Genomic DNA, 23,575 nt, shown 5'->3' with positions numbered 1-23,575 from the left:
CCTTGAGCATGGAGTTGGATATTTTATCAAACTACCAAATCAACCTTCTCTCTACCTTATGGGAGATACTGTTCTTACACCTCGAATTATCGAGTTTATCAAACAAGAACAACCTGACTATATCGTAGCGCCAACAGGTATTGCCCAATTTGATATTGGCTCTCCACTACTTCTTCCTAAAAAAGACATAAAGAAATTAATCGAGATAAGCACAGGATCAATTATTGCCAACCATATGGATGCCCTTGATCATTGCCGCCTATCACGAAGAGAATTAAAGGAATTACTAGGTAAAGAAGCAAGTAAGAGATTTATCATTCCTGAAGATGGAGAGACTATTAAACTAAATTAGGGGGTCGAAATGCCCCCTACTTCTTTATCAGCTCAATCACTTTTAGAGTTGCCTCTTTGGCAGATGCGGGGTTTTGTCCCGTCACAAGTCTTTCATCGACGATAACATTTTCACTCCAGGCCTTACCATAGATATGCTTTCCGCCTCTTTGAGAAAGTTTCTCTTCTAATAAGAAAGGAATAATATCGAGTTGCTCAATCAAAGCCTCTTCTTCTCTTGTGAAAGCGGCGAACTTCTTCCCATCTATAAGATACTTTCCATTTGATAATTTGATATCTGAAAGTGCGGCCGTTCCATGACAAATTGCTGAGACAACTCCACCCATTTCATAAAGCTCTTTTGAGATGCGATTGACTTCTTTATTATTGGCGAAGTCCCACATTGCACCTGAGCCACCACTATAGATCACAGCTGCATAATCTTTTGGATTAATCTTTGCGAGAGGAATTGTGCGAATAACCTTGGCCATAAGACTCGCATCTTTTAAGAAGCGATCATTATAGCTATCCTTTTCGGCAAAACTATTCATATCAATTGGAGCACTTCCACCTTGTGGACTGGCGATATCAACTTTTATACCGGCCTTAATTAATTCGTAATAAGGATGCGTTAATTCCGGTAACCAAAAACCTGTCTTCTTGCCAGTATTACCTAATTTATCGTGGCTTGTGACGACAATTAGTACCCTTTGATTTGTTTTGGCCAGAGTGTTAGTTCCTAGACCAAGAGTAAGTAGTAAAGCTGAAATTTTAAATAACATACGCATATTTTCTCCTTCATCGTTTGTTGATTATGGAGTTAATATAGCGTGGCCATTTTTTGATTTCCTTTACATAGGTTGAAAAGTTGATTTTTTTTTAAGAACGAAAAGCCTTTTCTAACCACAATTCACCCTTCTGGCGCATTTCTTCATTACGAGCAGGATGCTCAGGATAGTAGATCTTGTCATTGTCAGGCTCACACTCCCCTGCACAAAGATAGTAGATGTAGTCGCTAGATTTATTAATAAGGGTGTGGGCAACACCTGAGCCGGCCTTAAAATCAATGCCAGTAAATGGTTTAACAATAGTTTCCTGGCCATCTAAGTAGACATGAGGCTCACCTTCAAGAACAAAGACAAACTCCTCTTCCACAGAGTGGGCATGAGGCCATGACGTCCTCTTCCCCACAGGAATTCGTTCAAGCCAAATTGCGATATTCTTCATCCCAAATTTTCGGCTTAAGCAAACACCATTTGAGAACGTTTCAGTATCTCCTGGATAAGAAAAACTATCATTCGTTAGGTTATCAAATCCATTATAGACCTCAATAGAGTCATCTCTTAAGCTCTCATCAAATATACCAGGCAGTCCGTCATGTCCCCCTAGAATTTGCTTGGGCATATCGTCCCACCACTTATCACCACACTCAGCTTTTAAACTTGGATCTAAGTGAAAGTGGTATTGGTTATCAGGTTTAGTTCGATCCCCTGAAACAAATAGCTCACAAGGAGAATCATAATTATTGATAAAGCAGTGACCAACACCTGTTCCCGCAGGAAAGCCGATGCAGTCACCTTTGCTCATTTTTTTAATCTTTCCATTTAACCAAAGATCAATTTCGCCAGAGATCACATAGACAAATTCTTCTTCTAAGCTTTCTGCATGAGGCTCAGATGTTCGATACCCCGGAGGAATTTTAAAGTAATGTGCCGCTACTCTTTTTAAATCAAAGTGCTTTGACATATTTGCATTTGTTCCACCAACCTTTAATTCTTCATTAAAGTGATCATCATTGATCTCTGTAATATCAACAAAGTGTCCCACATCTTTCAAATCTCTTTCCAAATCTAAGTCCTAGTTAAACTAATTTCTCTTAGTATAACCGAAACTGAAAATTTTAGAAATTAATGCAAGAAAACTTTTGTTCAGCAGTCGCCATAATACTTGGTGATTGGAAGTCAATACGATGATGAAACTTAACATCATCATGTAGTCTAAAATTCTCGCCTCCACATATATCAACGATAGAATTTAGCGCCATTTCAAATGCATCAAGCTCAGCATTCTTACTTGCTAGTATATTAGTGACTCGTGAATGAGTGTGAAAGTACAGGGCCTTTCCCTTAGCTGTGAAAATATCTTGTGCAAAAGTATTTAATGATAAGACCGCACAGGCCATGATAATGATAGATTTCATTCTTCCCTCCATTTTGTTGATCTAATAATGATCAAAACTTATGGATAAGAAAAATAAGTATTAAGTGATTATATAATAAGATTATTTTATTTCTTACCATCGTAGCAACACTATATCCAGAGGAGGTAATGGAGCCCTATTTCTGGCATTCAAATTGCTCTATATATAGCTAAACTACCTATAATTAAGGGATTTATATGAAGCTTTCACTTATAAATTTGATTAGTTTAATGACAGTGTTTACTTTAAATACACTAGCAAGTGACTGCGATTTTAATAAGAAGAGCATCGACCCTTCAGCTGAGATCATCGGAAATATTAAGCTTATTGAAGTTGCGACAAATGCCCTTCGTATTAAGAGAGGCAATCTTGATATCAATACAGACCTAAGCAAAATTAAAAAGATCGATCGTAGAAAGCAAAAGAATAAGAACTCACCAAAAATTTTAGATGCGGTAGGAAGAATTGATATTCGTTTTTCAAATGGAGATAGAGCGAGCTGTTCGGGAACATTAATTGCGGCCAAACCGGGACAATCTAGCCGTACAATTAGCTCCGCTGGACACTGCTTTGGAAATACAAAGACAAAGTCAAAGTATGATATCAAATATATCACATGGATAACGACGACAAAGAGTGGAAAGAAAATCGCAGCAGACCTTACTCTAGAAGACTTAAACCTTGACCATGACAATGCTCTACTTTCTATGAAGTACAAAATTCCATTTTCAACGATTACACCTGCTCTTTATGAGAATGAAGTGGCCTTCGACCCAAGTGATATGATTTTCTATAATGAGAAATCAAAAATTATCGCTGCCGGTTATAGCACTGATGACTACCTTGGAAAGAATGGAGAGGTCTTAACTTACGACGACCAAATTACTTACAACCACCTTAATAGGTCTTTATCAGACGAGTTTAATCACATCTCAAGTATTACATTTGAAACTGTTTCATTTTCTGGTGCAAGTGGCGGTGCTCTTCTAATCGATACAGATCTTTCAGAGGAAGATATCGAAAACCCATACAAGCAAACATATTATATCGGTACACTCATTCAGGTTGGAGGTAATGGTGCTGAGATATACGGATACAAAAATAGAAGCACAGTGGGAAGTGATATGACAATTTCAAGATCGTATCAAATGCTTAACCCTGAAATTATCAATCATTTGAATGACAAATAATAAATTTAGAGTAATAAAGACAAATGAGTTTTAATGATCACCTGGTCCTCGCCCCTATTCGCGGCGTAACCAACTATGTTTATCGCAATGCCTTGGAGCAGACCTTTTCTGGCGCTGATAGTGCCATCGCTCCCTATATCGTGACGAAAGAATCAAATGAACTCAATGAACGTCAACTCCACGATGTTCTTCCAGAAAAAAATCTCATTCCTACAACGGCCCAAATTCTTACAAAGGAAATTGATCAATTCCTCTATGTGGCCAATATCTATAAAGACTTTGGTGTTAAGAAAGTTAATTTGAATATGGGCTGCCCATATCCAATGGTGGCCAATCGAACAAAAGGCTCAGGACTTCTTCTTCATCCTCAAAAAGTAGAAAAGCTCTTAACAGGAATTAAAGAAAAATGTCCCATCGAATTTACGGTTAAGATTCGCCTTGGGCGTGAGGATGTCTCAGAAATTAAAGAGATCATTCCCATGATTAATAAATTAGAAATTAATGATTTCACAATCCATGCTCGCTACGGAAAACAGATCTATGTTGGCGGTGTTGACCTTGATGCTTTTGAAGAGTGCCTACCTCTTTTAAATACACCTCCTTGCTATAACGGTGACATCAATACAGTTGAAGACTTCAAGACTTATAAGGCAAGATTTCCGCAGATTAATCGCTGGATGGTAGGACGCGCGGGCCTTTCAAATCCTGCCCTCATGGCACAAATCAAAGGCTCAAAATTTAACGAACAGACTTATCTCGCAAAATTCATTGAAATGCATAAGCTAATGAGTGATGAATATCTTTCGATGGATAATGCGAAATCAGACTATCTACAAAAGATGCGCGGCCATTGGCTTTACTTCAAAGATATCTTTGAAAACGAACATAAAGTTTATAAGAAAGTGAAGAAGGCAAAGTCAATCGAACACTACAACGACGTTGTAGAGTGGATCTTTGAGCAGGATCTTAATCCAGACTTCTTGGAATAATTTGTTTTGATCATCTAAGTAACTGAAAGCTTATTTAAAGGAGCTTTTGATAATGGCGTTGATCCATTCCAGGTACCTTTTCGTTAAACTTGGTAAAGAAAAAGCATCTTGAACTATTTATTGAATTAACTCCAAGATAAAAAGTACCCAGCAATCATTAGAAGCCAACCAACAAAGTAAAATAAAGAGTTCTTTTGGTCCATAAGATCACAACCAAATGAGATAAGCTTTTTGTTCTTTATTATTGAAAATTTGGCCTTTAGAAAAAGTCCTAGGCCAATAAATGAAATTATGAGTCCCCAAAGATTAGGTTCCTTGTCTTTAATGTATTCTAGATAATATAAAATGATAAGCAGCGGAATTGTCGGAGCAACCAGAGCGGCATGTATTTTTCCAATAAACGTTTGTGTATACTTATACTCCATAGACTCCTCTAGATGAGAAAGCGGATAAAGACAATAATTAGAACTATAACAAGTAGCCACAGCTCCCAAAGATTGAAAATTAATTCAATCATATCTTTTTTTAATTCATCTTTTGATTCGGGCCTAAATCTGAACTCACCGTCTTTCATAAAGATATTTTATCATAGATTCGCACTGTCTAAGTTTCTGAAATCAAAGCATTACCCAAATTCGACTATAACCACTCTTGCCCAATCCTTCATTGGCCTCTAAGGGAAAGCACCTAGAACTTAAAATGAGAATTACTCGAGAACTGTTTTAAAGTTTATCTGTTATTAACTTAGCCGTTTCATTTAACTTGTCTCTTGATGACTCATCAGGATCAGTGCTTGAAAAGCCCATTCGATGTCCGTCGCCTCTGAACCTTGGTGCTATGTGAAGATGAGAGTGTGGAACTTCTTGGCCAGCAATTTCTCCGTCAGAAAGAAAAAGGTTCGCTCCCTCGCAAGGTATGTCAGACTTCTCTATGGCCTTGAGTATATTTTGAGCTACTTTAAACATCTCTCCGACCATATCACTATTTACGTAAGAAAATCTCTCGTGGTGCTCATTAGGGATAACCAGTACATGACCTTTATTAATTGGATTGAGGTCCATAAATGCCGTGACCTTGTCACTCTTGTAAACAAAGCTGGCATCAGCCTCACCTTTTAGAATTTTACAAAATATACAATTATTCATTACGACTCCAATAGATTAACCTAGTTTCTAGACAAGAAACTTATTTACCTTTAAGTATAAATATAGTATCTAGTTGCCAAATCATGAGAGGAGATAATATTAAAGAAAGTTAAAACAAGGTTGAAGAGCTCTTAAAAACCTCAAATCACAACCTCTTCTGCTGCTACAATTTTAAACTTCCCTTCTCCCAAAATCTCGAATACAGGGTTCTCAGACAAACTTTTCCCATCCCAGTAATCCACAGAATGCTTCCTCAACCATTCATCAGGTGTTGCTAAATCACAATCGAGTATTTTTGGATCCGCCTTGTGGATAACTCCATTTTCAAGTTCTAGTTTTAACAAGTTAAAATTACCTTTGAAGCCCCAGGTTCTATGAATTGCCAAAGCATCAACATTGTTCTCATACATAAAAATACACTTTAAACGACTAGGTAAGTTTGAATAAGATTCCGTTCTAGTATTTTCAAATAAATACTCTTTAAGAAGTAATGTTTTAGATTTACCATCTGCAATTTGACTTATAATCAAGTCAAAGAATGGCTTTAGTTTTTCAAATTGAGAGTTTGAAATTATTCGTTTAAATACATTCACAATAGTTTCCCCAAAGCTAGCTATATGTATCGGCTTTGTCGCTAAATTCCATTTCCCATTATAATAATTTGAACTCATCCATACTGTAGTATCGATAACATCACCTTTTTTCAAATTTAAATCTTGAGTAAGATGTAAAAAGGTCTGTTTCATTCTGGCCCTACCTTTTGAGTATATTCGTAAAAAGACAAGATAAATTCTTCAGCAATAGCTCTAATAGCAACAAAGTCTGCTCTATTATCAGTCATATCCTTTCGGTACTTCGTAACAGCATTTACCATGCTCCATCCCGTAAAATTAGAGTATGCTAACTCTTTATACTTTTTCGGGAAAAAAGTTTTACTAGGTAAAGAGCCTTCGAGCAAAGCTACTGCTAAAACAATCCCCTTCCTATTCGCAGATATACCTTTATAATTATCTAAAATCGTTTTTTGAGACCATATTTGAAAGTTTGTTCTCCTTTTTATAAAACCTTTCTCAATTTTTGCGACATACTTCATATATCCAGTACTACCACCCTTCATATCTAAATACATTATCCCTAAAAACGGAGAACGCCATATCGTTCTGTCTGAGAGTGTCTCTGGGTCTGTAGATGAGTCGACATAACGAATCTTATTTTTCATGTTCAGAACTTCAATTAGAGGTCTTCTAATCCCATCACCAAATAAGATACCTCTTAGAATTAAGCTCATTTTAATTGCAGCTTCTTCACGACCACGATCGAAATCCTTAACTAAGCTATTCAAACGTGAGACTTTCTTATTTAAATCCAGCATTTGCTGCATAATAAGCATACTCTTCTTTTCTTCATGCTCACCTCTGACCGAAGCTAATATAGCAGAGAATTCATCTCTAATCTCTTCATCTTCTTTCGATACAAATGAGTTGTCTACAGACTTATTAATCACTGCAGTTACAGCAACTCCTAAAAGAAAGATGGATATTGAAACAACATTTTTTACAAAGAAAGAGAATTTCTTTGGAACTAGTTTTTTCGAGGATCTTCTTTTATTAGCTTGCTTCTTTCTTTTTTTTGCCATACAGACCTCTATCACATATAGATAAAAAAGAGCAATTTCTAAAAAATCCATTCGCTTTTTTGTAGTCAACAAGCAACCAAATCACGCAAAGCAGCAATCGCTTTCTTTACATATATAAAATTGAACGTTAGGGGTTTTCATTCCTGGCCAGACTCTAATTAATAGCGCAACTCCGGCGACTTGAAAACAGGATACTCTTGTTCTATTTATCAGTTAAAAAGTGGCTAGGTGCCTTTTCGCTGACTGTGCGTAAACGAAAACACCTCTATACAGTTTCCCTAAATGACATAAAATATTTATGAAAACTCTCCTTCATAAAGGTCATAATTGAGGTTATCATCAGACTTAACTGTAACTCTTTCTAGGTCACTATCACCTCTCCAGAGTTCATCAATTACCGTATATGTCCTTCCTTTAGTAATACTACCCGCGTGCTCAACTCTAGCAACAATTTTTCTACCTATCATAGTTTCATGACCACAATACACCATATACACTCCTTCATTTTATAAAACTTACGCTATTAACTAATTCCCAAATAGAAAAACTCTCGGCTCCACAAATCACTCTACGTCGAAATAAGAGATTGTACTAAACAGTGACTCAATTCCCTCACGAAAAGGCTCTATGTCATCAAGATATAAAACCCTTAAATTAAGTATTGAACGAGAACATGCTACATAAAACAAATTCTTTATTGAATTATTTCTTTTTAAGTCATTTTCATCAACAAGGTGTTTTTCATTTATTACACTATGGAAATAATTAGAGAAAACATTTCTTTGTCTAACACCAAAATCATTTTGCATAACTAAAATGACATTATCAAATTCTCTCCCCTTCGTCCCATGATACGTATGAAAGAGAATATTATCATTTGAATTCTCAGTAATAAAATCAAACCAATTACAATATTCTTTTAAATCAATATTTAATAATTCTATTATTCTACTCATTTTATCTTCTACATCATTTTCCGTTGAACTTGGATAAAGCTCATCTAAAAAGTAACTTAATAGATCCTCTACAGAAGAAATATCAGAATTAAAAATATATTTTTTAAAACATGAGTAATGTGTAGAGTTTGAATTCATATTAAATACGTTAAAAAGATCTCCTAGATATTCATATAAAGTTTCTCCGCTAACACTCGAAATTTCAGATACCATATCTAAAATCTCTTTATAGCTGGCCTTCTCTATTACGTCTTTAGGAAAAATCTTAGACACAGATATTTTAGCACTTCGAAAATATAAATTAACATTAACTAGGTTATAAATAATTTTCACAACATTTCCTAATTTATCATAATCTCGACTCATTAATTCTGTATTTAAAGAATCGAAACGAACATTTCGATAAAAGTCAGTGTTGGAAAACATTGCATATAACCTATCAAACCCACTTAATTCTGAAATAAGCTTATTTGTGAGAACAAGACAATTAATACGTGTATTTAAAGTACCGTACAACTCTTCTTGGACTTTTCTAATAAAATTAAAAGTTACCTCTTTTTTATTAATGCATTTTGAATAGTAAAACTCAATACTGCCACCTTCAGAGTCACTATAGATGGATCTCTGCTTTAAATCATCATTTCTAATATTACTTACTAAATTCACCACTTCTCGACATGAACGACGATTAAATCCTTTGTCTATTTTTAAAAGATCTTTATGTAAAGATTGTAAATCATCACCTACACCACTATCATAAATATTTTGTGCATTATCACCAAAGTAGCCTGCAACAAAGTCTCTATTATTCTCATTTGAAAAGTCATTTAGACACGATATTATTTTAACAACGCAAGGATCAGTATCTTGATATTCATCAACCAAAAAATATGGATAGCTATCAACTACAACCTGCTTAATAAAATCATTACTACTTATTACCTCGTATGCATATTCTAATAATGTGTCATGACTAAATATCATGCGATGTAAAATATCTGAGTTGTATTTAGACTCGTATCTAACATATTTATACCCATCCTCTTTGTTCCGAATACACTCCAAAGCATTGTTATATTGATCAATTTTATAAATTATTTTAACAATTTTCTTAAAATCGGAGACATTGCTTAATAGGTCCCTAAATTCTCTCAATGAATCATCAAATGAGGCCCTGAACGTAGCACTATCTTTTCTATAATTATTATAAAATATCTCTTTTTTTTGTTTGATGATCTCGTTAAATTCCTCCTTATTCAAGTTGTCTAACTTTCTATATTTTGAAAATACACGAGAGTTACCTTCATCATTATCAATGTCCAAAGTATATTTTAAACTCTCTAGTTCATTTTCAATTTTTTTTGTATGAACAATCAAAAGTTCTTCTTGATAATCTTTTATAATACGCCACATACTTTCATGTATTGTGGAAACTTTAACTATCTCAGTACTACCAAGCCTCTCTAGAATTTCCTTAACTGCAATATTGGTATAAGTAATACACATCACTTTCCTAGAGTGATAATTTAAGAAATCATGTTTAGAATTTATTAAATACTTAATTGCACTTATCAATGCAAAAGTTTTGCCAGCACCAGCTCCTGCGTTAAATACAAAACTTTTCGTTTTTCTCAAACAACTATTAATTTGATTTTGAATTTCATATTCTTCATTTTTGTTCTCGACAGAAATTTCACTTAACATTAAAAACCCCTTTATCAAACCATACTTTTCAACTTACACGCCAACCAATCTAAACCATCTTGTATATAATCTGGAAGAGTGGGTAATTCCTCGCTTTCTGATGCAAGAATTAAATATAATATTTCATTAGAAAATATGGATTTACTTTTAGAGAGCTTATTCTGTAGCTTATAAGAACTTTGCGCTAATAAACTAACATCATTATTTCCACCTACTATTTCTTGATATATTTTAGGTTTTATGTTTTTCAAAGCGCTTTGAAGAATATTATTTTTAAAGTTTTTTAAAATATATGCTTCCTCAAAACTAGTAGCGTAATACCCTTCAACAGGGTCTTTTTGAAATACACAATACAAATTTTCATCTTCAACATAGCTTTTTAATGTATCCAAGTCATTTTCAGTGTATTTTAGGATTGTTTTATTGGTCGTAGTACAACCTGTTAAACTGTTGATCTGTGCTAGTGTATCTTCTCGTGAATCATCATCTCCTACTTTTATATCTAAATCAGTTATTATTAGACATGGTACTTTTAACAATTTAATTAGAGCATGATACACTAAGCCATGCGCACCATTGATATTTAATATTGTAATGTAATATTTATTAAGTTCACTGTTCTGACTTATATAATATGATAAAAGAGTTTCTTCTGTAACACCTTCAACAAAAATAACGGCATCCGCAAAAAAGAACTCTGAAACTTTAAATTTTATATGTTTTTTTAGAAAATTAAGATCGTCTTTTTTCTTTTTTATTAAAGCTTCTACACTTGCTTCATGCTTCCTAGTCACTTTCTTTTTCTTTGACTTTTTCTTTGATTTCTTTTTTGAATTCGAATTAAGAAGAATTTCGTCATTAAGAGGAACAATTACAGACTCTCGTCCCAAAAGCGATATGTAATTTATATTATCAAACGAATTACTAGTATGTATTTTACTATTCAAAACATGTGCTGAATGTGTAGTGATTACCAGCTGACTATTAAGACTTTTCTTAGTGCTTTCCAGTAATTTTCTAACGGCACTATCAATATGCATAATAAACAATTCTTGCATTTGAGGGTGCATAAATGCCTCGGGCTCTTCAATACATATTAGATTTATCTTACTATTAACGTCACTAGAAGGCACCTTGTAAACATAGTCAATAATTTCTGCAATTATGTTTATCAAGCTAGTATAACCTAACCCAAACTGTCCTTCAGGTATGAACATCTCTCCTTCTGAATATTCGTAGCGTATTAAATTCTTTGTTAACTTTTCAAAATCTAAGTCAGAACTTAGATTAACTCTTAAATGATTAACAGATTCTATCTCATCCAAAACAGTATTAACTGTAGAACTCTGATCATTTACTATTTTTGATGTTACTTTTTGATTAATAGAATCGATTTCATCATTTAAGTCTTCAAACTGCTTTAAGTTTTCTTCATCTAAATATCTCGCTCTTATAATTTTATTAAAAATTGATGATAAACTGTTCTCTTTTAAGTTACTATTTGCAGGAATTTCTTTTACTTCAATCAAATTTGATATTTTAAAACCCTTGTCGTCTATAGTTTGACCTGTTTCATCAAAGTAAAGTGGTTTAAATTTTGTATTATCAATTAATTCTAATGTTTTTTCTAAAATACGATTATTGTGACCTTCAAATTTACCAAAGATATTTCCTAACTTATTCCTAAACTCTTCTTCTTCTTCAATAACTAACTTCAAAATGATATTAAGAGTGACATCTTGGTCTCTCTTTTTTTTCTTAACTTTGTCTTTTTCAACTACTATAAAATTTTTAATATTATGAACAAAGTCCTCAGGTGTGACTCCTATTTCAAATTTGAATTCTACATATGGCAAATTTTTTATTGATTTTTGAGATCTATATTCTTTAAGTAAATCATTTATATAAAATAAATTGAAATCATTACCTTTTAAATCTATTCCATATTTGGAAGTTATGCGTGACAATGCCTTTGTAATCGTTGTCTTACCTGAATTATTTTTACCAACAATTAAAGTTGAAGATGACGAAACTCTATTGTTCTTTTCAGAATTAGGAGAGACAAGGCGTACAGTATTTCCTTCTTTATAAAATTTACGAAAATTGTAAACAGTAAAACCTTTTAGATACATAAAACCTTCTATTTAAACTCATACCTCTCCCCCCCATCGCCATTCCCCACCCAAAACTTAACCCCCGTACACCACTAGAACCCCAACAATTCCAACCACATACACACCATCTCAAACCACGCCAATAACAAAATGAACACCTTACAATTCCAACCTAAACTGGACCTCAAGATTTTAAAGTCAAAAAAAATTCAAAATAAATTTCGAAAATGTTAAGCTACTCCTCACACAAAAGAGGATTCTCAAAGTGCCAGAATTACCAGAAGTCGAAACCATCAAATCACAACTCTCCCACGTTCTCCCAATGGAGATCGAAGACGTCGCATACTCGGACGTGAGTGATTCGATTGTGAAAGATAAGGACTTCAATCCAAAAGGCATGACTCTTGAGCGTGTGGAGCGCCAAGGAAAAGTTCTGCGCTTTTTTTTCACTGATCAAGACGGAAATGAATGGCGTGCAATTTCAGGTTTAGGGATGTCGGGATCGTGGCGAATTGCCACGCAAGAAATTACAGAAAAGCACACGCATATAAAACTCATAGGAACAAATGCAAAGGGCCCGCTACACTTGGGCTACATCGACCCAAGACGCTTCGGTGTTTTTCACCTCTACTCTCCACCAAATGAAGCGACTTGGCTTACGCGCTTAGGACCTGATGTTTCTAAAGCAGAGTTCACACTTGAGTATCTTTTGATGCTTAAAAAAGAAAGGCCTAATAAAGTTTTAAAGCCGTTTCTTTTAGAGCAGAACTTTTTTTCTGGTGTGGGAAATTACATGGCCAGCGAAATATGCGCACGTGCGGGAGTTCGCCCGACTCGTCGTATGAAGACACTTACAAAGCTTGAGCTTGAAAAAGTTTTTATGGCCGTAAAAATTGTTTTAGATGATTCTATTAGTACTGGTGGCACGACTTTCTCTGGTGGCTATCAAGATGCCTTTGGTGAAAAAGGAGAAGGTGTAAAAAATCTTGTGGTGTTCTATCAAAAGATTTGTGGACTTTGTAAAGAGACAGAAGTTAAGAAGATCACACTTGCTCAACGTGGGACTTACTACTGTCCTCACTGTCAGAAATAAGACTTACTCCACAATTAGATAATCTTCAATCTTATAGTGATTTAATTGATTTACTAAATAGAGTCTTCCCTTCTTTGTGATGATACGAAAGAAGTCATTTCCTATTTCAGGGTCGCGAAGTTTTTTTCTAAGACGACTTAAACTCACATCCATTGTGTTCTCACTAGTTGAACCAAAGAGAATATCTGTAAGCTTTCCCTTTTCTCCGTTACCCGCGCGATTGATGAGACGAAAGAGTTCCATGTCAGTTCGGCTTATGATGTGAAAGAGTTTGTAAATTTCCATTAAGTGAAAGCGGCCATAGAGGGCGTCGATAAACTCCTTCTCCTCCATGCTCTTTAGCACACACAGGTTTCCTCCAAGCGGTAGAAAGCGATTAAGGTTTGGCTGAGTAAAGTCATCGATCACATAGACAAATTTCAGAGTGGTATATTTGATTTCTTCAATGAGCTCATCTGGAATTGTATCGAGTTCAATAATAAGAAGTTCTCCAACTCCTGTTTGAGAAGGTAGGACATCTAAGTATTCAATGGTAAGTCCGAACGCTTCTTCAATAGCATCCGCATGAAAGAGTTTTCTCTTATCACTTGTGTATGCCAAAATTTTCATTTCTACCTCTAAGTAATTTTACTTGAAACGACTAGGTAGGAATCTTAATTTTTTCTAATAAATGTTTTGGTATTTCGTAATTCGTTAAACGACTGACCACATAGAGTCTTCCGCTCTTTGTGATAATACGAAAGAAGTCATCGCCGATATTTGGATCACGCAGCTTCTTTCTTAAACGACTTAAATTTACGTCCATCGTACTTTCACTAGTGGAGCCAAAAATAAGTTCACTTAATTTAGACTTCTCTCCATTACCGGCCCTTAGGATAAAGCGAAATAATTCAACATCGGTATGACTAACTAGGTGAAGTATCTTAAACATCTCCATTTGATGAATGCGACTTGTGAGAATTTCCATGAAGTCTTCAAATGGTGTGCCCTTAACAGCAAATAAATTTCCACCAATTGGAAGCAAACGATTTAAGTTGTGCTGCTTAAGCGTATCAACCAGCGTCACGAACTTAACTCTTGTATATTGGGCCATATCAATGAACTCATCAGTGATCTCATCGAGGTCTAAAAGTAGGATTTCTCCAGGTGGAAGATCAAATGGTAATTCATCTAAATACTCAAACTTGGCACCATAGAGGGCCTCGATTTCCGCCTCCCTAAAGATTTTCTTATGATTAGATGTGTAAGCCTTTAATTTTATTGACATAGTAAACCTTACGTATTTGTAAGTAAATAATATTGCCTAAACATATTATCATCATGTTGTACCAATAACAATAGTTGGTAAATAATAAAACTGGAGGTTATGGATGAAAGAAAGAAGAGTGTTTGAGAACATCGCTGAATTAATTAGAGTCAAAAGACGTTCTTTATCACCTAAGGTGTCACAACAAGGATTGTCGTACCGCCTAGGTTATAAGAACGGGCAATTTATAAGTAATATTGAACGTGGGCTTTGCTCAGTACCACTACGTTCACTAAATACTGTATGTAGTGTTCTAAAAGTATCTAAGGAAGAACTTAAAGAAGTACTACTAAAAGACTATGAGCAAACTATTGATAACTACTTTGCAGAAGCTGCCCAAGAAGAGGCAAGCACTATTGTAGAAGCGAGGGACGCTTCTTCTAAAGATAAGGAACGAAAGGGAAATTTTGAATTTGCCAGCAGTTTAGTAATCTAAGTGAGTCACTAGGAAAGGTGACTAAATTCCCCTCAGGTGTACTTAAAAAGCACTTCGATTCAATATAATCTGAGTACACCTGAGGAACTTTTTTCAAATTGAGAATAATAGGCCATAATGCATACACATAAAAGTACACGCATACGAGGTCTAAATGGAAACTCAATCCCCATTACAAAAACTAATCAATCATTTTAAAAATAAGCGCGGCCAAATTTATACGGCCTCGTTCTTTTCAGTTTTAAATAAAGTATTCGACATTGCTCCTCCCCTTTTAATCGGTCTTGCCGTTGATACAGTCGTCAAGCAAGAAGACTCATTTCTTGCAGGCATGGGAGTGACAGACAAAGTCGAACAAATCTACATTCTAGGTTTTCTCACATTTGTGATTTGGGCCCTGGAGTCATTATTTGAATACTTATTAAAACTATGGTGGCGTGGGCTGGCCCAAGAAGTTCAACACGATCTTCGTATGGAAGCCTACGATCATCTTCAAAACTTACACATCTCTTTCTATCAAGATAATAACTCTGGGAATTTAGCGACAATTCTAAATGACGACATCAACCAACTAGAGCGCTTCTTAGATGTTGGGGCCAATGATATTATTCAAACCCTAACAACAGTTGTCTCTATCGGTGGAATCTTCTTTTATCTTTCTCCGCAAATTGCCCTACTATCATTAACACCTGTCCCATTTATTCTTTGGGGAAGTTTCTACTTTCAAAAGAAGGTACAACCTCGCTATCAAAATGTTAGAAGTGAAGCCGGACTACTTGCGAGTATGCTTGTAAATAATATTGCAGGGATGATGACGATTAAGTCATACGTTGCTCAAAGATTCGAATATGACCGCTTAGAGAAGCAATCAAATCAATATGCTAAGGCCAATAAAGATGCCATTCGCGTCTCTTCTTCTTTTAGTCCAATCATTAGAATGGCCGTTCTTTGTGGGTTCCTATTCACTCTAATCATCGGTGGTATCGATGTTCTTGATGGTAAGCTAGAAGTTGGTTCTTACTCTGTTCTAATCTTCTTAGTACAACGACTACTTTGGCCACTAACAAGACTTGGTGAAACTTTTGATCTTTACCAAAGATCAATGGCCTCAACATCTCGAGTGATGGAGCTAATTGAAACAGAAGTTAAAGTAACTGATGGTGATAAAGAGCTTGAAGAATTTAAAGGAGCTGTTGAATTTAGTGGTATTAACTTTAAATACGATGAAGAAGACAACACTGGCCTTAAAGATATCAATCTTAAAATTGAAGAAGGACAAACTATTGCACTTGTTGGGCCAACAGGCTCAGGAAAGTCCACAATGCTTAAACTTCTTCAGCGTTTTTATGATCCACAAATTGGTTCCGTTAATTTTGATGGCCACAATATTAGAGAGCTAAAGCAGAATTCACTGCGCTCTCACATTGGGTTTGTCTCACAAGAAACTTACCTCTTTCATGGGACTGTCTTAGAAAATATCATCTACGGCTCGCAAGGAGCATCTGAAGTTGATGCCATGAGGGCCGCAAAACTTGCAGAGGCACATGACTTTATCGAGCTTCTACCTAACGGCTATCAGACAATCGTTGGAGAGCGCGGCCAAAAACTTTCAGGTGGTCAAAGACAGCGTATTGCCATTGCACGTGCCATCTTAAAGGATCCGAAACTTTTCATTTTTGATGAGGCCACAAGTGCCATTGATAATGAAACAGAAGCGGCCATTCAACGCTCTCTTAAAACGATCACAAAAGGACGCACTACTGTCATGGTTGCCCATAGGCTTTCAACAATTATTCATGCGGATCAGATTTGTGTTTTAAATGAAGGAAAGATTGAACAACGTGGAACTCACGAAGAACTAATTGCTCAAGAAGGTCTTTATAAAGCACTATGGAGTGTTCAGACAGGAACTGCTTAGAAAGCAAATTTTAGAAAGCAAATTTTAAAGACGAATAGATGGTGTCGTTAGCTCGGTAAGCCGACCAATAAGAATTCTTATTTGGCGACTTAATCAGCTCGGCACCTAAATTTAAACTAGCAGCGCCACGCCAAAAAGCATAAGTCGCTTCAGCCTTTAGGATGATATCATCGCGATCAAAGTCATACTTTAAGTCCCCCATCACATTGATGAAGTCATTAAAATAATAACGCCCACGCATACCAAGAGCATTACTCCATTTCGCAGTATCAGAGAAGAAATCATCTGATCCACGCTCATTATTTGTCAGAAGGTTGATATAGTTTAAAGAAAACATATAGTAACCTTGATTGACGTTAAATGAGACAGAGGCGTAACTTTCTTTTTCGTAGTTAGGCTCAATATTGAAATACTCAGATTCGAATTTCTTATTTTCTTCACGGCTAAAGTCAACAACCTTAAAGTCGTTTCCAAAAGTCGCCGTCGGATCACTCATATCAACACCGGCAACCATTTGCACGTCACCTAACTGCTGCTTATATTGAATCCCATAATAAAGATGGTGGTTAACAACCGGTGAAGCATCAACTGCAATAACGTCGCGATCTTGGTCAAAGCGAGCATCAGCATTCATCTGAAGACTATTTTGTGGCTTATAGATAAAGAAGGCCGAAAGCTCAGAACTCTTCTGCTCATTCGTTCCAGAAAGTCTAAAACCAAGAGACTTATTCTTTACAACATCATTATAGATATTAGGCATATCGATCGTGTAATAAAGAGGAAGAACATTTCCTTCAAGCACAGTGTACTTTGGTGGAAGTCTTACCCACTCACTCTTACTCGACACATTCCCATCTTCAATTTCAAGCCCTGGATTCATTCCTGGAACAAAGAAGTATGAGAAGAAAACTGAAAAATTTAAATTCTTATTAAATTTGCGATCGTATTGAATACCAACTAGACCTTCTTTCTTTTCAGAAAGTAAGTAGAAACCTTGGTTTGGATTTAGAGTACTAAGTAGCCAGTAATCTTCGTTCTCATTCCATCTAAGAAGCTGGCGGCCAAGAGAGATACGATTATCTTCATCTTTAAACTCAATATAAGCTTCAGGCATTGAAAAGTTGAAAGCAGGCTCTTTTGTAACATAGGCCCTAGCAGCAAATTCACCATAAACCTTACCATTCCACGCTCTTGTCTCGTAATTTCCTTCGATTTGGGCCCAATCGTCATACTCAGACTTTTTAGCTGGGTCATTTAATCGTTGAAATTTCTCATATGACACACTTCCATCTAGCTGTGCGTAGACAGCAAGGCCAGAAAGCGACACGCATAGTAATGTAATTTTTTTGATGAATTTATTCATTAAAGTTAATTAAATCAGAAAAGATTCGTAAATAGAAGTCTTTAACTCGGATTTGGTATCTATTACCTTGGGTGTTAACACTTTTGACAGTATAGTGTTAGGAATTGTGCACACTTTTAACGCATTACGTAAAAACATTTCAAAATATTCGGTTATTCCTTTTCATTTAACTAGAAATTTTCTAGAATTTGGGTGAGGGAATTATGATTAAACACAATAAGTTATTGAAATTACGAGATTTCATTACCTACCTTCTGGTAGCACTACTAGTTTCGTCTTGTGGTTTCGTCAACGATGACCCTGTCGAAGGTGCAGACATCGCCGAGTATGACGGAATTTCAACTAGTTGCAAAATCGACACGGATCGTATCAAAAAATTATTCGAAGTTAATATCGAAAAAGACCTTAATTGCGTTCAAGATACACTAAATAAATTCAAATATGTTGAGTCCAGAGATAATCGTTTCTTCTTCCGTGAAGATATCGTGAAATTTGCTCGCAAGTATATGGATAACCCAGCAGGTTCTGCTGACGATATTATTGAAGGCCTTGATCTTCTTTTTAAATTAAACACTCTTTTACAAAGAGATATTCCGGGACAAATGTCTCGCACGAAGATTGATTCTTTCTTTCAAATCCTAAAAGAGTTTAACCGTTCAGCTGTTAAGATCGTTGCAACAGTTAAAGACCTACAAGATGTTAAATCAAAAGAAGATTACTATAAGACCTCTGCCATCTTAAGAGCACAGGCCGATGCGTTTTCTTCAAACTTAAATGAAATCCTTCAACAAATTCCTGGACCTGCACAGGCCATCGATATTCAAAGTCTAATCCTCGACATTACAAGAGACCTAAAAGACTTCAAACTTGGTAAGGAACTTCTAAACTCTCTTCTATTTGCTAAGAAACTATTTCTTGGTGGTTCACGTATCTACGTTGACTCAGATGAGTTTGCCCAACTTTTTACTTTCTTCCCAGTTTTCCTACAGAATACAATCGATATCTTCTTCCTTAAAAAGGAATACTTCGAAGATGGATCAGAATACTTCAACAAGCTTGCTAATAACCTAGAAGAGCTTAAGCTCTATGTTTACGAGCACCAAAAAGAAGAAAATATCATCACGATTGCCGATATCAACAATATCATTGATGAATTCTTTAACGAAGATGATGACTTTATTTCAACAATTCTCGGTACGACTAAAGATACCAACGTTAAACTTAAGTCACTTATTCGTTTTGCAAAGAGAGATCTAATTCGTGGAAACCCAGAAGTTTTCTCTTATGCTGACGTTGAGCTATCTCTTGGAGTTGTTAACGTTGCACTTAGATCTTTTGAGTCAGTAAATGTCTTAAATGATCTAGTTAAAGACATTGAAGAGAAAGACTTCAATAGAAAAGTTGAGATTAAAAAGCAATTCCGTGCAGAAGTTGGGCGCCTAAGTGAGAATGCAAAGAAGTTATTAGACGAAGATATTTCAATCCCTCGTGACCACGAGATGAATGTTCTTAAGTTCGCTAATGATACAATCAAGCTTTATGACATCGACCTAATCGAAGATGTTGTTAAGTCATTTATGGCACTGAAAGTAGTAACAACTGGTGGTAGCCGTGAAACTCTCCTATTCCCAGAGTTAATGACACTTTTGACAAAGACAGATCCACTTGCGGCCCTATTCTTTGACCTTAAGTTTCTAGCGAAAGAATATCTAGAAAAGACTCCACTAGAAAAGAACAACTTTTTCTTAGCTCAAGTTAGATCAGTTCAAGACCTTATTCTAAGTGATCTTGAAAATGACCAAGTAATTACTGTTACAGATATTAATAAGCTAATTGAACAATTCTTTAGTAAGCCAGAAGACCTTGATAAGGGAATCGCCATTAAGAATCTTGTTCTTAACTATAAAGATAATATTCTAAGACTTCCGCCAGAAGTTGATTATCTTTCATTTAAGCAATTTAAATCAACTGTAAATGTTGTTGCAATCGTTTACCGCTACCTAGCATTCCTTGATATGCACATTGAGAATGTTAAGCTGTTTAAAGACGAAGACTCAAAGACAGCGAGAAAAGTTATCTCGAGAAAAGAATATGTAAATCAATTCCTTTCGATTAAAACGGAACTAGCTAATTACCTACTGGATAAAGACTTTGTTAACCAAGATGGTCTTATCAAGTCACTTATTGCTCGTCTTAAAGAATCAAGCGGAATGTTTAAAGAACCATTTAACTGGAAGCTTTACTCAGAGGCCATGGCACTTAAAGGTCTAGTACTAGGTGGAAATAACCTTATTCTAAATCGTGATGATCTTTATTATTTAACTGAGAAATCAGAATCACTAGCAGAAGTACTTTATGATGCCTTCTTCACGGACTTCTCTGATGATACTCAATCAGTTCAAAATATTGCAAAAGTTCTTGAGCTACTACGTAAGACTCGCTCAATCTTCCACCCTATTGAAGAGAAGAAGAATTACTTTACAGCAAAAGAGATCCTTTCATTTGGTGATGAGCTAATTAAAGAGCTTAATCGCAAGTCGGATAATCCAAAGGATGAAAGTGAACTTCTTAAAGTTTCAAATTTTAAGCGTACACTAATCGACTTTACTCAGCGTATTTTTGATCCAATCCCTCGCTCAGAGCTGATGTATCCAATTCCATGTAAACCAAACCCAGCTTACGATGCCGATAAGCAAGGTAGTTCTAAGTGGATTTGTTCAGAGCTTGATCCTCCGGGAAGTGAGAATTTTGACCTAATGATTACAAGTGATGCTGTTAATCGCATCCTAGATATTGCAGATAGTGCTTTTGAGACACTTTTATTCTCAGACTCAACTTTCCAATTCTTTGACGAGAGAATGAATTCGCCTAAGCCACTTTATATTGATCGTCGTGAGTACCCAACGGAGAGAGAAGTTCCAGAGTATAAGTACATCACTAAGAAATCATATGTTGTTCTTATTGAAGAGTTTACTAAAGTTGCTCGTGACTATCGCTACTTTAGAAATAAAGACGGATTCCCTACTTATCAGGCGAATATCGTAAGAAACAAGACTGGTTTCAATTCGATCATGCTCTTTAGAAATGTGCTTCCACACATGCTAGAGGGTTATAAGACAGAGGGTGATACAACTCCTCCAAGACAGTCAAAAGGTTTATCAGATAACCAACTTAACAACGCACTAGTTGGACTTAAGGCCGCTCTTGAAGAAATGGGACTTTGGACTGAAGACTTTAAAACTTTTGGTGAAAATATTCTTCTTCTATCGGATCTTTTCCAGGCAACTTCTGGTGGTGACCTATTCATTAACCTAGATGAAGTAAGTGAGTTTATCGAACTTATCTTTACTGCAGCTAAGATCACGACTCTTTTAGAAGAAAATCTTTATGAGAAGAAAGAGTGTGACACTAGAGTTGATGAAGCAGGCTTCTCAGTAATGGACTCAAAGTGTATTCGTACAAAATTCTTTGATAAATTATTTGGTGAGAGCGAGCTGAATCTTTCAAAGTACTTCCCTCGCCTGAAAGAGTATGTAAAGAACAACAGCAGAGAGCATGTTGTTGAATTTATCAAAGGTGTTGAGATCTTCTCAAGAAGTGTTGAAGATGTTGATAAGATTTGGTGGAGAAAGAAAGACTTCACACTTGTTATTGGCGCAATGTTAAATATCGAATCGACTTATATTCGTTTTGATAGAAATGCAGATAATAAACTAGACCGCGGTGAATTAGATCGTGGTTATAAGGATGCATATAAGAACGCAATCATTAGTATTGCTAAACTAAAAGGTAAATTAAAGACCTTTGGACGTACAGCATTTTTCTACCTATTAAAGTACCATAAAGACCCAGGTGTAGTTAATATCGCTTGGACTCACGTATGGTTTAAGAAATACTTCAATGATTTTGAGGCCAAGCGTCTTGATATCAGTGAGCTATTGAGATTCTTAGTTGACAAGCGTAAGCCAGAAGATCCTTCTATTATGTTTAAAGAAGAATTAGCTGCTTGTGCTCTAGGTAGATCTGACGTTGATGAAGATGAGCTAAACGAGATTTTCAAAGGAATGAGTATTGAAATGATCGAAGCACAAATTAAGAAATGTCACGCTGACTACGTTCAATCAAACGGAAGTGAAGCATTTTATGGAAATTTTCATTAATCAAACTGTTGCCATCCTAATCGATGGCAACAATATCGAAAGAAGTATTCACAGCGTAACAAATAACTCAAATACCATGGTTAATTTTGATACGCTCATCCCAAAACTCTTAGATAATCGAGGGCTAAATCGCCTCATCTATTTTAGAGAAGGAAAGAATATCTCTTCTAAACTAACTGAGCGTCTGCACAATCACTACTATGGATCAGTAATTCCATGTCATAAGAGTGCCGATATCCCTCTGACAATTAAAGCGACACAGCTTGCCTCGAAGGTTGATACGATTATTATCCTTTCAGGTGATTCTGATTATATCGAATTAGTTCGCCACTTAAGAGCAGAAGGTGTCCGTGTTGAAATCGCCTCAATCCCTGAGACGACTTCGAGCCTGCTTGTTGAAGAAGCAGACTATTATCACGAAATTGATGAAAGTGATTGGTTTGAACTTCAAGGCCAAACAAGACAAACAAGACCTAAGAAGTATAGCAAGAACAAAAGAAACTAAGACTTAAGTAGGTATCGACTTAGACAAAGCTCCGAAAGAGAGTGATCTATTTCCTGTAGTTTATCTTTTAGATCATTTACAGCAACAAGTTCTAGCTCGATATCTTCATCTTCATCAAAATTTTGCTTCCCATCTGGGCGACAATTCTTTGCGAGATAAAAGTGAGCAGTATTGCTCATAAAGGCAGGGTTAACACTTACAGGCCCTAGGCTTTCCCACTCGTCACTAATATAGCCAGTCTCTTCTTCTAGCTCTCTTTTAGCTGCAGCAAGAGGATCTTCTCCGCGCTCAACTGCACCGGCAGGAGTCTCGATTGTGATTACATCTTTTCCAAAGCGATACTGCTTAACAAGAACGACTTTATTGTCTTCGGTAATGGCAACAATATTTACCCAATCAGCAAGACGGATAATATCATAAGGGCCTGCACCAATTGGTTTTGTAGGATGATTGGCAACAATGGTTTCATACAAAAAGATATTTCCGCGGTAAACGTTCTTTCTCTCTTTAATAATCCATTTTTCCATTAC

Annotated in this window: 23 protein-coding genes; 8 read left to right on the top strand and 15 right to left on the bottom strand. The window is 35.7% G+C overall.

Translation table 11 applies throughout. The annotated features are described in order from the left end of the window. Positions 1 to 58 precede the first annotated feature (58 nt). Entirely contained in the window at positions 59 to 352 is a 294-nt protein-coding gene (locus tag C0Z22_RS01835; protein ID WP_103216626.1) for a hypothetical protein, read from the top strand. Between the two features lie 16 nt (positions 353 to 368). Here the strand turns inward: C0Z22_RS01835 and C0Z22_RS01830 are convergent, their stop codons facing one another. From C0Z22_RS01830 to C0Z22_RS01820, 3 genes are all read right to left on the bottom strand, one after another. Continuing rightward, positions 369 to 1,118 (bottom strand): type 1 glutamine amidotransferase domain-containing protein, encoded by a 750-nt coding sequence (locus tag C0Z22_RS01830; protein WP_199177503.1) that lies wholly within the window; start codon positions 1,116 to 1,118, stop codon positions 369 to 371. Positions 1,119 to 1,209: 91 nt separating this feature from the next. Then, positions 1,210 to 2,178: a cupin domain-containing protein gene (locus tag C0Z22_RS01825; RefSeq protein ID WP_103216625.1), complete on the bottom strand. Its 969-nt coding sequence runs from the start codon at positions 2,176 to 2,178 to the stop codon at positions 1,210 to 1,212. 52 nt (positions 2,179 to 2,230) lie between these two features. Next, a complete protein-coding gene (locus tag C0Z22_RS01820; protein ID WP_103216624.1) occupies positions 2,231 to 2,530 on the bottom strand; it encodes a hypothetical protein in 300 nt (99 codons plus the stop codon). Between the two features lie 197 nt (positions 2,531 to 2,727). On the opposite strand from C0Z22_RS01820, the gene C0Z22_RS01815 reads away from it, so the two are divergent. Together C0Z22_RS01815 and C0Z22_RS01810 are read left to right on the top strand one after the other, a co-directional pair. Continuing rightward, positions 2,728 to 3,720 carry a hypothetical protein gene (locus tag C0Z22_RS01815; RefSeq protein ID WP_103216623.1) on the top strand — a complete coding sequence of 331 codons (993 nt, stop codon included), beginning with the start codon at positions 2,728 to 2,730 and terminating at the stop codon, positions 3,718 to 3,720. Positions 3,721 to 3,743: 23 nt separating this feature from the next. Further along, on the top strand, positions 3,744 to 4,709 hold the full coding sequence (locus C0Z22_RS01810) for a tRNA-dihydrouridine synthase family protein (RefSeq protein ID WP_103216622.1): 966 nt from the start codon (positions 3,744 to 3,746) through the stop codon (positions 4,707 to 4,709). Between the two features lie 125 nt (positions 4,710 to 4,834). Here the strand turns inward: C0Z22_RS01810 and C0Z22_RS01805 are convergent, their stop codons facing one another. The 8 genes from C0Z22_RS01805 to C0Z22_RS01775 all read right to left on the bottom strand — a co-directional run bounded on the left by C0Z22_RS01805 (position 4,835) and on the right by C0Z22_RS01775 (position 12,282). Further along, a complete protein-coding gene (locus C0Z22_RS01805) occupies positions 4,835 to 5,134 on the bottom strand; it encodes a hypothetical protein (RefSeq protein WP_103216621.1) in 300 nt (99 codons plus the stop codon). Positions 5,135 to 5,142: 8 nt separating this feature from the next. Continuing rightward, positions 5,143 to 5,283 carry a hypothetical protein gene (locus C0Z22_RS15955; protein WP_158246769.1) on the bottom strand — a complete coding sequence of 47 codons (141 nt, stop codon included), beginning with the start codon at positions 5,281 to 5,283 and terminating at the stop codon, positions 5,143 to 5,145. A 148-nt stretch (positions 5,284 to 5,431) separates the two neighbouring features. Then, on the bottom strand, positions 5,432 to 5,854 hold the full coding sequence (locus C0Z22_RS01800; RefSeq protein ID WP_103216620.1) for an HIT family protein: 423 nt from the start codon (positions 5,852 to 5,854) through the stop codon (positions 5,432 to 5,434). 140 nt (positions 5,855 to 5,994) lie between these two features. Next, a complete protein-coding gene (locus tag C0Z22_RS01795; protein WP_103216619.1) occupies positions 5,995 to 6,600 on the bottom strand; it encodes a DUF2441 domain-containing protein in 606 nt (201 codons plus the stop codon). Continuing rightward, entirely contained in the window at positions 6,597 to 7,490 is an 894-nt protein-coding gene (locus C0Z22_RS01790) for a hypothetical protein (protein ID WP_103216618.1), read from the bottom strand. The genes C0Z22_RS01795 and C0Z22_RS01790 overlap by 4 nt, the downstream gene beginning before the upstream one ends. Positions 7,491 to 7,786: 296 nt before the next feature. Next, positions 7,787 to 7,981: a hypothetical protein gene (locus C0Z22_RS01785; RefSeq protein ID WP_103216617.1), complete on the bottom strand. Its 195-nt coding sequence runs from the start codon at positions 7,979 to 7,981 to the stop codon at positions 7,787 to 7,789. 72 nt (positions 7,982 to 8,053) lie between these two features. Beyond that, positions 8,054 to 10,150 carry a UvrD-helicase domain-containing protein gene (locus C0Z22_RS01780; protein ID WP_103216616.1) on the bottom strand — a complete coding sequence of 699 codons (2,097 nt, stop codon included), beginning with the start codon at positions 10,148 to 10,150 and terminating at the stop codon, positions 8,054 to 8,056. Between the two features lie 14 nt (positions 10,151 to 10,164). Next, positions 10,165 to 12,282, bottom strand: a complete 2,118-nt coding sequence (locus C0Z22_RS01775; protein ID WP_103216615.1) for an AAA family ATPase — start codon at positions 12,280 to 12,282, stop codon at positions 10,165 to 10,167. A gap of 247 nt (positions 12,283 to 12,529) precedes the next feature. Between C0Z22_RS01775 and C0Z22_RS01770 the strand changes: the two genes are divergently transcribed. Further along, the gene (locus tag C0Z22_RS01770) at positions 12,530 to 13,357 is read left to right on the top strand and encodes an Fpg/Nei family DNA glycosylase (RefSeq protein ID WP_103216614.1); all 828 of its coding nucleotides are present in this window, start codon (positions 12,530 to 12,532) and stop codon (positions 13,355 to 13,357) included. A 3-nt stretch (positions 13,358 to 13,360) separates the two neighbouring features. On the opposite strand, the gene C0Z22_RS01765 is transcribed toward C0Z22_RS01770, so the two are convergent. Together C0Z22_RS01765 and C0Z22_RS01760 are read right to left on the bottom strand one after the other, a co-directional pair. Continuing rightward, entirely contained in the window at positions 13,361 to 13,966 is a 606-nt protein-coding gene (locus C0Z22_RS01765; protein ID WP_103216613.1) for a helix-turn-helix domain-containing protein, read from the bottom strand. Between the two features lie 31 nt (positions 13,967 to 13,997). Beyond that, on the bottom strand, positions 13,998 to 14,624 hold the full coding sequence (locus C0Z22_RS01760) for a helix-turn-helix domain-containing protein (protein ID WP_103216612.1): 627 nt from the start codon (positions 14,622 to 14,624) through the stop codon (positions 13,998 to 14,000). Between the two features lie 103 nt (positions 14,625 to 14,727). On the opposite strand from C0Z22_RS01760, the gene C0Z22_RS01755 reads away from it, so the two are divergent. Continuing rightward, on the top strand, positions 14,728 to 15,099 hold the full coding sequence (locus C0Z22_RS01755; RefSeq protein WP_103216611.1) for a hypothetical protein: 372 nt from the start codon (positions 14,728 to 14,730) through the stop codon (positions 15,097 to 15,099). 154 nt (positions 15,100 to 15,253) lie between these two features. Beyond that, the gene (locus C0Z22_RS01750) at positions 15,254 to 17,017 is read left to right on the top strand and encodes an ABC transporter ATP-binding protein (protein ID WP_103216610.1); all 1,764 of its coding nucleotides are present in this window, start codon (positions 15,254 to 15,256) and stop codon (positions 17,015 to 17,017) included. A 10-nt stretch (positions 17,018 to 17,027) separates the two neighbouring features. On the opposite strand, the gene C0Z22_RS01745 is transcribed toward C0Z22_RS01750, so the two are convergent. Then, positions 17,028 to 18,380 carry a hypothetical protein gene (locus C0Z22_RS01745; RefSeq protein ID WP_146037754.1) on the bottom strand — a complete coding sequence of 451 codons (1,353 nt, stop codon included), beginning with the start codon at positions 18,378 to 18,380 and terminating at the stop codon, positions 17,028 to 17,030. A gap of 203 nt (positions 18,381 to 18,583) precedes the next feature. Between C0Z22_RS01745 and C0Z22_RS01740 the strand changes: the two genes are divergently transcribed. Both C0Z22_RS01740 and C0Z22_RS01735 read left to right on the top strand, forming a co-directional pair. Continuing rightward, positions 18,584 to 22,540 carry a hypothetical protein gene (locus tag C0Z22_RS01740; RefSeq protein WP_103216608.1) on the top strand — a complete coding sequence of 1,319 codons (3,957 nt, stop codon included), beginning with the start codon at positions 18,584 to 18,586 and terminating at the stop codon, positions 22,538 to 22,540. Further along, a complete protein-coding gene (locus C0Z22_RS01735) occupies positions 22,524 to 23,045 on the top strand; it encodes an NYN domain-containing protein (protein ID WP_103216607.1) in 522 nt (173 codons plus the stop codon). Before C0Z22_RS01740 ends, C0Z22_RS01735 begins: the two co-directional genes overlap by 17 nt. On the opposite strand, the gene C0Z22_RS01730 is transcribed toward C0Z22_RS01735, so the two are convergent. Next, positions 23,042 to 23,572, bottom strand: coding sequence for an NUDIX hydrolase (locus C0Z22_RS01730; protein WP_103216606.1), 531 nt, complete (start codon positions 23,570 to 23,572; stop codon positions 23,042 to 23,044). The genes C0Z22_RS01735 and C0Z22_RS01730 overlap by 4 nt on opposite strands. Positions 23,573 to 23,575 lie beyond the last annotated feature (3 nt).

The organism is Halobacteriovorax sp. DA5, assembly GCF_002903145.1.
Lineage (GTDB): Bacteria > Bdellovibrionota > Bacteriovoracia > Bacteriovoracales > Bacteriovoracaceae > Halobacteriovorax_A.
This window is presented reverse-complemented; position numbering and strand designations above follow the sequence as displayed.

What these genes read in the sequence shown, in the direction of transcription:
- C0Z22_RS01810 (WP_103216622.1), top strand. Translation starts at nt 3,744, where the DNA reads ATGAGTTTTAATGATCACCTGGTCCTCGCCCCTATTCGCGGCGTAACC.
- C0Z22_RS01790 (WP_103216618.1), bottom strand. Translation starts at nt 7,490, where the DNA reads ATGGCAAAAAAAAGAAAGAAGCAAGCTAATAAAAGAAGATCCTCGAAA.
- C0Z22_RS15955 (WP_158246769.1), bottom strand. Translation starts at nt 5,283, where the DNA reads ATGAAAGACGGTGAGTTCAGATTTAGGCCCGAATCAAAAGATGAATTA.
- C0Z22_RS01780 (WP_103216616.1), bottom strand. Translation starts at nt 10,150, where the DNA reads ATGTTAAGTGAAATTTCTGTCGAGAACAAAAATGAAGAATATGAAATT.
- C0Z22_RS01755 (WP_103216611.1), top strand. Translation starts at nt 14,728, where the DNA reads ATGAAAGAAAGAAGAGTGTTTGAGAACATCGCTGAATTAATTAGAGTC.
- C0Z22_RS01750 (WP_103216610.1), top strand. Translation starts at nt 15,254, where the DNA reads ATGGAAACTCAATCCCCATTACAAAAACTAATCAATCATTTTAAAAAT.
- C0Z22_RS01730 (WP_103216606.1), bottom strand. Translation starts at nt 23,572, where the DNA reads ATGGAAAAATGGATTATTAAAGAGAGAAAGAACGTTTACCGCGGAAAT.
- C0Z22_RS01830 (WP_199177503.1), bottom strand. Translation starts at nt 1,118, where the DNA reads ATGCGTATGTTATTTAAAATTTCAGCTTTACTACTTACTCTTGGTCTA.
- C0Z22_RS01805 (WP_103216621.1), bottom strand. Translation starts at nt 5,134, where the DNA reads ATGGAGTATAAGTATACACAAACGTTTATTGGAAAAATACATGCCGCT.
- C0Z22_RS01765 (WP_103216613.1), bottom strand. Translation starts at nt 13,966, where the DNA reads ATGAAAATTTTGGCATACACAAGTGATAAGAGAAAACTCTTTCATGCG.
- C0Z22_RS01800 (WP_103216620.1), bottom strand. Translation starts at nt 5,854, where the DNA reads ATGAATAATTGTATATTTTGTAAAATTCTAAAAGGTGAGGCTGATGCC.
- C0Z22_RS01795 (WP_103216619.1), bottom strand. Translation starts at nt 6,600, where the DNA reads ATGAAACAGACCTTTTTACATCTTACTCAAGATTTAAATTTGAAAAAA.
- C0Z22_RS01775 (WP_103216615.1), bottom strand. Translation starts at nt 12,282, where the DNA reads ATGTATCTAAAAGGTTTTACTGTTTACAATTTTCGTAAATTTTATAAA.
- C0Z22_RS01745 (WP_146037754.1), bottom strand. Translation starts at nt 18,380, where the DNA reads ATGAATAAATTCATCAAAAAAATTACATTACTATGCGTGTCGCTTTCT.
- C0Z22_RS01815 (WP_103216623.1), top strand. Translation starts at nt 2,728, where the DNA reads ATGAAGCTTTCACTTATAAATTTGATTAGTTTAATGACAGTGTTTACT.
- C0Z22_RS01735 (WP_103216607.1), top strand. Translation starts at nt 22,524, where the DNA reads ATGGAAATTTTCATTAATCAAACTGTTGCCATCCTAATCGATGGCAAC.
- C0Z22_RS01740 (WP_103216608.1), top strand. Translation starts at nt 18,584, where the DNA reads ATGATTAAACACAATAAGTTATTGAAATTACGAGATTTCATTACCTAC.
- C0Z22_RS01835 (WP_103216626.1), top strand. Translation starts at nt 59, where the DNA reads ATGGGAGATACTGTTCTTACACCTCGAATTATCGAGTTTATCAAACAA.
- C0Z22_RS01820 (WP_103216624.1), bottom strand. Translation starts at nt 2,530, where the DNA reads ATGAAATCTATCATTATCATGGCCTGTGCGGTCTTATCATTAAATACT.
- C0Z22_RS01785 (WP_103216617.1), bottom strand. Translation starts at nt 7,981, where the DNA reads ATGGTGTATTGTGGTCATGAAACTATGATAGGTAGAAAAATTGTTGCT.
- C0Z22_RS01760 (WP_103216612.1), bottom strand. Translation starts at nt 14,624, where the DNA reads ATGTCAATAAAATTAAAGGCTTACACATCTAATCATAAGAAAATCTTT.